This window comes from Coleofasciculus sp. A1-SPW-01 (assembly GCF_040217205.1).
Lineage (GTDB): Bacteria > Cyanobacteriota > Cyanobacteriia > Cyanobacteriales > Coleofasciculaceae > Coleofasciculus > Coleofasciculus chthonoplastes_A.
Genome location: NZ_JAVJNP010000221.1, coordinates 1 through 7,571, shown reverse-complemented (window position 1 = coordinate 7,571; position 7,571 = coordinate 1). Strand labels below are relative to the sequence as shown.

The following is a 7,571-nucleotide window of genomic DNA, read 5'->3' as shown; positions in this document are numbered from 1 at the left end:
AATCTTATCGGTCTCAGGGACTGGGACTGCTGCTGACGGAGGGGAAGTAAGACCAAAGCTTGGGCGTAAGTCTAAGCTGCGGCATTCCCCAGCGAAATCAGAAGCCCACGCTGTACTGAAAGTCAGCGATGGGTAGTTCACTTCCGAAGCCTCTGTAACGATTTAGCTCTATCTGATACTATGAACTACCTGATTGCTGTCCTGAAAAATCGCATTGAAGCCGAAGAAGCTTACACAGTTCTGGAAAAAAGAGGCTTGCCGCTGAATCAAGTCACGATTCTGGGGAAAGGCTATCAAAGTGCTGATGAGTTTGGCTTAATTGACCCGAATCTGCAAGCAATTAAGCAAGTTAAGCAACTCGCCTACTGGTTGCTGCCTTTTGGCTTTGCGGCTGGATATGCCTTTAACCTACTCACGGCAATCGAAATTCTACCGATAAGTCCCATAGGGAATCATATCATTGGCGGTATCTTCGGTGCGATCGCGGCAGCAATGGGCAGCTTTTTTGTTGGTGGCGGAGTTGGCATTGCCTTGGGTAGTGGTGACGCACTCCCCTATCGCAATCGTCTCAATCAGGGGAAATATATCATTGTTGTTAAAGGTTCGGAGGACTTAATTCGCCAAGCTACCCCGCTACTGAAGCGATTTGAGCCGGAGACGATTCAAGGATATACCGAGTGACAGGGTTTATCGGCTATCTAAAATCTCAAGTTCAAATTAGATAGGATGTTTCTAATCTAGGACATCGGTCTAGAAACCGGGTTTCTTTGGGTGAAAGCTGGATATTTCGTTGTCATCCTCACGAGAAACCCGGTTTCTCGGAATACTTGACCGACGCTCTAGGGGTAGTTCCCCTCCGAGTAGGGGTTTGGTTACCAAACCCCTACTGGATTCAGGCAATTTTCCCAACTGGAGAACCCGGGATGGAAATGGGACACATTATGTACGAGAAGCTAGCAACCTGCCAATCAATGAAACCTAGTTAAGAGTCCAGTCTTTCTAATAAAAGTTTTACGGCTTTAATAATCGCATCCGGTTGATCCACCCAGACAAAATGACCACTGTTTTCAACCGAGATTTGTATGCAATTTGTCGAGAGTTTAGCTAACTCATCGTGGATGCGATCGCGTAATCGATTGGCGGCTTTCAATGGCATCAAAACAGTTAGGAATGAAGGGATGAAAAATGAAGAGGCTTTAAGACTAACAATCGGCAGATCCTTAAGATGACTAGCGCAGCGGACTTAGCGACCACTTGTATCTAAACTCAAGATTTCTCGGGTCATCGTTACCCAGTGTTTGGGGCGACAGAAAGAGCGTTTTACCGCTTGACGAGAATCCAGGGAAAACTGACGTAATTTTGGTTTGATTAATTCAAATACGCCAATTATATTTAGCAGACGAATGATGCCCAATGTTGCTCCCAGAACGGATAGGATAAAGCCTGACGCAAAGAACAATTGTAATCCGCGCAGGATTAGGGGCATTTTTAACATCGCTGATTCATGTAACCCGTCAGTCAGGACTAATCCTACAACTTTTTCAGGGTAGCGATGGGCGTAAAGACGCATATTGTAACTGCCAAAAGAGTTACCCACCAAAATATAGGGAGGTTCTAAACCCGCCAGGGTCAACATCTGGTCAAGTTCGGTGACAATCTGATTACTGGTGCGAGGATGGGGGCTGTGATCGCTCCAGCCAAAACCCGCACGATCATAAATACAAACCCGCGCAAGTTGCGCCAATTCATCCACCAAAAAATAGCCCTCAACTCCGCCCAAACTATGATCGAGTACAACGGTTGGATATCCGGTTCCTGCTGTAACGTAATGCAAGCAGAAACCGCCCACATCCACCCGTTGACCCGGTGGTGGTGTACGATCTTCTCGCCAGCAGGCGATCGCTTGATACAAGGTTGTAGCCGTTAGGATTAAAACTCGTAGGGAAAACAGCGACATCAGAGGGTGCGCCATAGTAGAACTCTAGCGATTTTTTCCGGGATGAAATACAATTACAAGATTAAGCATAATTCATAATTCATTATTCCCATGTTGCCACGAGAGGACTTACTCAAAGGCGTCGAAAATCGTGATACGGTTGCCCGTGTGATTGATCAAGCGGAACAAGCGATCAAAACTTGGGAAGTGGTGTTAACCGATTTCCTCTCACCGCCTGTACTGGTGGAAATTCAGCAGCAGTTTGCGCGGTTGACGGAGGTACAACTTTTACCATGGGGAGGATATCCTCAAGCTGAACGTCAACGGCTGGGGATCACCCGTGAAGAATTACCTCTGGATCAGTCTCAGGTTGAGGTAGCGGCGTTAGATATTGAGGGTAATTTTCTCTTTGATCCAGCCACCCATCGGGATTTCTTGGGCGCGATTCTGGGAACAGGGATTGTGCGAGAGAAAGTTGGCGATATTATTGTTTTAGGCGAACGCGGCGCTCAAGTGATTGTGATTCCAGAAATTGTCCCGTTTCTGGAGACGCAGCTAACTCAAGTGCGTTCGGTTCCGGTGAAAACTCGACCGATTCAGTTGAGTCAACTCAAGATTCGAGAACCGAAGAAGAAAGAAATGACGACAGTCGAAGCCTCGATGCGCCTAGATGCGATCGCGTCAGCCGGATTTGGCACATCCCGTAGTAAGATGGCAGATTTGATTGGGGCGGGTGATGTGCGGGTAAACTGGAAAGAGGTTAGCCAAGCCAGTTACTCGGTTAAACCGGGTGACTTAATCGCGATTCGGGGTAAAGGGCGCTTGCAAGTTGGAGATGTTAGCATAACCAAAAAAGAGCGTTACCGTATCCAGTTAACCCGATTTATTTAACCATTTTCCAGCAGCATTAGATGACAGACTCAGTAAGCCATCAGCAGGAGGAACTTCCCGTCGAGATGCAATCATCTAAACTAAAGCCGAGCTTTTCTTGGCAAGGGATATTTTCTTTGCTGATGTTTTTTTATATGTATCTGCCGATTTTGGTCTTGACATTTTATAGCTTTAATGAGTCAGCCTATAGTGCCAATTGGCAGGGATTTACGTTGAAGTGGTACATTAAGCTATTTAGTGATGTACGGGTGCTGAAGTCGTTGCAAAATAGCTTGACGGTTGCTTTTGTGGCTGTGGTTATTTCTGCCGTGATTGGCACGTTGATGGCGGTGGGGTTGGTGCGTTATCAATTTATGGGGAAGGGGTTATATCGTGGGGTATCCTACTTACCGTTGATTATTCCCGATATCGCAATGGCAGTGGCGACTCTGGTATTTCTGGCGGTGATTGGCACGCCATTAAGCTTGTGGACAATTGTGGCAGCCCATGTGGTATTCTGTTTGGCATACATTGCCTTTGTCGTCTCTTCGCGTATTTCTAGTCTTGATCCATATTTGGAAGAAGCCGCACTCGATTTAGGCGCAACTCCGTTTCAAGCATTTATTAAAGTGTTGTTGCCCGAATTGATGCCTGCCATAATTGCGGGGTGTTTAATTTCCTTTGTTCTGAGTATGGACGATTTCCTGATTGCTAGCTTTACGGCTGGAACCGGATCGACAACGCTACCGATGGAAATTTTTAGCCGCATTCGTACTGGAGTTAAACCCGATATTAATGCCTTGAGTGTAATTTTAATTGGCGCATCTGGGGCAATTGCCTTTGTGGGTGAGTGGCTGCGCTATCAAGGGGAAAAGAAGCGGTTGAGATAGAGATTCGTCTTATGTCTTATGTCAAAGAATAGTCGGCATAAAATTGTGAAAAAGCATAAGCTATTTGTCAAACAAGAAGACTATATTCTCCAGAATTGGATAAATGCATTAAAATTTGTAAATATAGAGAAATAAGATATAGTGTTGAAAATTGTCCGACGAAGCTGTAAATAAGGAGGGGAGAAGTGGAACCTACCATAAACTGTGCTGAAGCCTGCGTCAATGGTTGTGTATTGGGTGATAAATGTCCCCACAGGGAGTATGCGGCTAAAGCTTCAACATTTATCAATGAGACGTCATTGGATAAAATGTATGAGATAGCTGAGGAGGCGCGACGGAAGAAACTGATGGAACCCCCTAAGTGGGTAATTCCTGATTTTCCCGATTAGTTTAAATAGGATTAAACTCACATCTTTTACCCGTCTCAATCAGCAAAATTTAGGTAGGGTGGGCAAGATTTACAGCAGATTGCAGGTAAATGAAGTACACCTACATAGTGCTACTACTTGATCAGAGGGTAAAGACTGTACCTCACGAACTTGCAATACGCTGTATAACTCAAGATACTATTGTGACGTAAACTGGTTCGTTACATAGAAGATAATCCTCCAAGTCTACGGGAGTAAAATAATCTATTACCTAGTAGCACCCTCAGCAGAAATTGCGCGATCGCTACGGCTTGATAGGGTAATCATTTCGATTCAAGCCATTGTCGTTGTGATTCACGCGATCGCACTTTCTCTTGCCTTAACCCAAAAACGCCCCAACTGTGGCACTCTGGGATAATAGAAAACATACAGATAGTCTAGTTACAGAAATTATCCCGATGGTTATGCAAACACTTCCAACCCCTCAAACGGCTGCCAAACCCCCAGCATTGGATACCGTTATCCACCGTCGCCAAACCCGCCCGGTATCCGTCGGGAATATCACGATTGGGGGCGGACATCCGGTGGTGGTGCAGTCGATGATTAATGAAGATACCTTAGATCTTGAGGGTTCAGTGGCTGGGATTCGCCGCTTGCATGAAATTGGCTGTGAGATAGTCCGAGTCACAGTTCCCAGTATGGCGCACGCCAAAGCCCTCGCCCAAATTAAACAGAAACTGATTCAGACGTACCAAGAAGTTCCCTTGGTGGCGGATGTTCACCACAACGGGATGAAAATCGCCCTAGAAGTCGCCAAGCATGTGGATAAAGTGCGGATTAATCCAGGGTTATACGTCTTTGAGAAACCAAAGAGCGATCGCACGGAGTATACTCAAGCTGAATTTGAACAAATTGGGGCAAAGATCAAGGAAACTTTAGCACCTCTGGTCATTTCCCTAAGGGATCAAGGGAAAGCGATGCGAATTGGGGTGAATCACGGTTCCCTGGCTGAACGAATGCTATTTACCTACGGCGATACCCCAGAAGGGATGGTGGAATCAGCGCTGGAATTTATCCGCATCTGTGAATCACTCGACTTCCGCAATCTGGTGATTTCCCTGAAAGCCTCCCGTGTCCCCGTCATGCTGGCGGCGTATCGGTTGATGGTACGGCGCATGGATGAGTTGGGGATGGATTACCCCTTGCATCTGGGTGTTACAGAAGCCGGCGATGGGGAATATGGGCGAATTAAGTCTACAGCGGGTATTGGTACGCTATTAGCGGAAGGAATTGGCGATACCATTCGCGTTTCTCTGACGGAAGCGCCAGAAAAAGAAATCCCCGTTTGCTATAGCATTCTCCAGGCTTTGGGATTGCGGAAAACCATGGTGGAATATGTCGCTTGTCCATCCTGCGGGCGCACCTTATTTAATTTAGAAGACGTACTCCACGAAGTTCGGGAAGCGACGAAACACCTGACAGGTTTAGATATTGCCGTGATGGGGTGTATTGTCAATGGTCCGGGGGAAATGGCAGATGCGGATTACGGTTATGTAGGTAAGCAACCGGGTTATATTTCCCTATATCGGGGACGGGAGGAGATTAAAAAGGTGCCGGAAGATCAGGGAGTTGAGGAGTTAATTAATTTGATTAAAGCGGATGATCGTTGGATCGATCCCTAAGTTGATTGGGGTACGATATATCGTACCCCTAAAATCACATCAATCCTAGGCTGTTCGGCATTTAAACCTTAATGTTAATAATGGCGAGCATACTTAAAAGTTCGCCAAGCACCAGGCAGATTTTTTTCAGAGAAAATCAGATAATATTAAGCATGAGATCCATGAGGTTCTGGAAACATTGCTGAGTGCTGAATAATGGCTCTTAAGGTTAAGCAAAGGTCAGATTATACCTTTAAATACAACCAAAAACTTGGACGGCATGGATGGTTACGACTCACCCCTGCCTACTCAGTCAAATTAGTGTCAGAGATTATTGACAAGATTCCCTCTGAATCATTCATCCTTGACCCTTTCTCTGGGACAGCAACAACGGGTTTAGTTGCTGCTGAACAGGGATTACAAGCTCATTGTTTAGATATTAATAGATTTCTGATCTGGCTGGGTAATGCCAAATGCCGGAATTATTCGGTCTCGGAACTGGATGACTTGAATCAGAGAATTAAAAGAACCATTTATCAATGTAAAGGTCTGATTGATCAAGATTGCTGGACTCCTAATATTTATAATATTACTCGCTGGTGGAGTACACATACCTTAAAAATTATAGCAGCACTTCGACAAGCCTTGGTCAGCGAATTTGGTGAACCGAAAGAAGGGGATGTTTCTTCGTTGGCATGGGTGGCTTTTTGCCGTTTAGTGATTGAAACCTCTTCCGCTGCCTTTAATCATGTGTCTATGTCGTTTCATGAGCAAGTTACTCGGTATGAAGTTGAACAAATTGAACAACTTTACCAAAGTATTCTGGAAGCGATAATTAATAGTATTAGTCACCCTTTAGCGGGTAAAGCAACGGTATTTTATGCTGATTCCCGGTACTCTGTATCCAATGACATGAAATATGCTCATGTCGTAACCTCACCACCTTACCCCAACCGGATGAGTTACATTCGTGAACTTCGTCCGTATATGTATTGGACAAAGTTTCTAGATACTGCCAAAGAAGCAGGTGAGATAGACTGGCAAGCTATTGGAGGAACGTGGGGGGTGGCGACGAGTAGATTACAGAATTGGGACTCTAATGAAATCGAATGGTCAGCTTCGTTGAACAGGATTGTTTCCCAAATTGGGGAATCAGAAAATAAGAATGCTCGGCTTATGGCAAAGTATGTCGAGAAATATTTCTATGATATGTACTTACATTTTGATAATTTGCGTCACAACTTACGGGATAATGCAGTGCTTTCATACATTGTCGGTAATTCCTCGTTCTATGGGATTCCGGTCAAGACGGAAAAGCTTTTGGAAGAATCCTTACACCAACTTGGATATACCAATATTGGTAGTAACGTTGTTCGCAAGCGAAACAGCAAGAAAGAACTGTTTGAATACTGTGTTTATGCGACATGGAAAGAGTTTTAGCTAATTATCAAGAGTTGATAAGCTGTTCGACATTTAAACCTTAATGTCAATAATGACGAAATCCTTGTAGTGCGTTTAGCGAAGCCATGCCGCAGGCTTTGCATCTTGCTCGCTACTAATACCCAATTTAAATGCATGACAGCTTATCAGGAGAATTACATCAGTGGCGCGATTCTCTATAATGAAACGATTCGCCAATCGACCAAAGACGGGACACCGTTTCTCAAGATGATGACTTATCCAACAGTGCGATCGCACTCCTTCTTTACTCATCAATCACCGCCGTGCGATCAAGCAATAGCAGCGATCGCAACTGATCCGTATCCATATCCGTGACCCAGTTTTCACCCGCTTCTACCGTCTGTTCAGCCAACTGTTTCTTACTTTCAATCATGTCATTAATTCG

Annotated in this window: 6 protein-coding genes and 2 pseudogenes; 7 read left to right on the top strand and 1 reads right to left on the bottom strand. The window is 45.1% G+C overall.

The genetic code is table 11. The features are described 5' to 3' along the window. The first annotated feature begins 180 nt into the window (after nt 1–180). Nucleotides 181–681: a hypothetical protein gene (locus RH949_RS31775; protein WP_006104923.1), complete on the top strand. Its 501-nt coding sequence runs from the start codon at nt 181–183 to the stop codon at nt 679–681. A gap of 301 nt (nt 682–982) precedes the next feature. Here RH949_RS31775 and RH949_RS31770 read toward each other — a convergent pair. Further along, a pseudogene (locus RH949_RS31770) lies at nt 983–1,957 on the bottom strand (alpha/beta fold hydrolase). Nucleotides 1,958–2,047: 90 nt separating this feature from the next. Between RH949_RS31770 and RH949_RS31765 the strand changes: the two are divergent. The 6 genes and pseudogenes from RH949_RS31765 to RH949_RS31740 all read left to right on the top strand — a co-directional run. Further along, nucleotides 2,048–2,827, top strand: a complete 780-nt coding sequence (locus tag RH949_RS31765) for a photosystem II S4 domain protein (RefSeq protein WP_006104836.1) — start codon at nt 2,048–2,050, stop codon at nt 2,825–2,827. 20 nt (nt 2,828–2,847) lie between these two features. Continuing rightward, nucleotides 2,848–3,696 (top strand): ABC transporter permease, encoded by an 849-nt coding sequence (locus tag RH949_RS31760; RefSeq protein WP_044210251.1) that lies wholly within the window; start codon nt 2,848–2,850, stop codon nt 3,694–3,696. Nucleotides 3,697–3,881: 185 nt separating this feature from the next. Then, nucleotides 3,882–4,085 carry a hypothetical protein gene (locus tag RH949_RS31755; protein ID WP_044210255.1) on the top strand — a complete coding sequence of 68 codons (204 nt, stop codon included), beginning with the start codon at nt 3,882–3,884 and terminating at the stop codon, nt 4,083–4,085. Between the two features lie 443 nt (nt 4,086–4,528). Further along, the gene (gene ispG, locus RH949_RS31750) at nt 4,529–5,746 is read left to right on the top strand and encodes a (E)-4-hydroxy-3-methylbut-2-enyl-diphosphate synthase (protein ID WP_044210311.1); all 1,218 of its coding nucleotides are present in this window, start codon (nt 4,529–4,531) and stop codon (nt 5,744–5,746) included. 195 nt (nt 5,747–5,941) lie between these two features. Further along, nucleotides 5,942–7,165 (top strand): DNA adenine methylase, encoded by a 1,224-nt coding sequence (locus tag RH949_RS31745; RefSeq protein ID WP_446358830.1) that lies wholly within the window; start codon nt 5,942–5,944, stop codon nt 7,163–7,165. A 153-nt stretch (nt 7,166–7,318) separates the two neighbouring features. Beyond that, a pseudogene (locus RH949_RS31740) lies at nt 7,319–7,399 on the top strand (class I fructose-bisphosphate aldolase); the annotation flags it as partial. Between the last annotated feature and the right edge of the window lie 172 nt (nt 7,400–7,571).

Coding starts and splice junctions, on each gene's coding strand:
- RH949_RS31775 (WP_006104923.1), top strand. CDS start 181: ATGAACTACCTGATTGCTGTCCTGAAAAATCGCATTGAAGCCGAAGAA.
- RH949_RS31765 (WP_006104836.1), top strand. CDS start 2,048: ATGTTGCCACGAGAGGACTTACTCAAAGGCGTCGAAAATCGTGATACG.
- RH949_RS31760 (WP_044210251.1), top strand. CDS start 2,848: ATGACAGACTCAGTAAGCCATCAGCAGGAGGAACTTCCCGTCGAGATG.
- ispG (WP_044210311.1), top strand. CDS start 4,529: ATGCAAACACTTCCAACCCCTCAAACGGCTGCCAAACCCCCAGCATTG.
- RH949_RS31745 (WP_446358830.1), top strand. CDS start 5,942: ATGGCTCTTAAGGTTAAGCAAAGGTCAGATTATACCTTTAAATACAAC.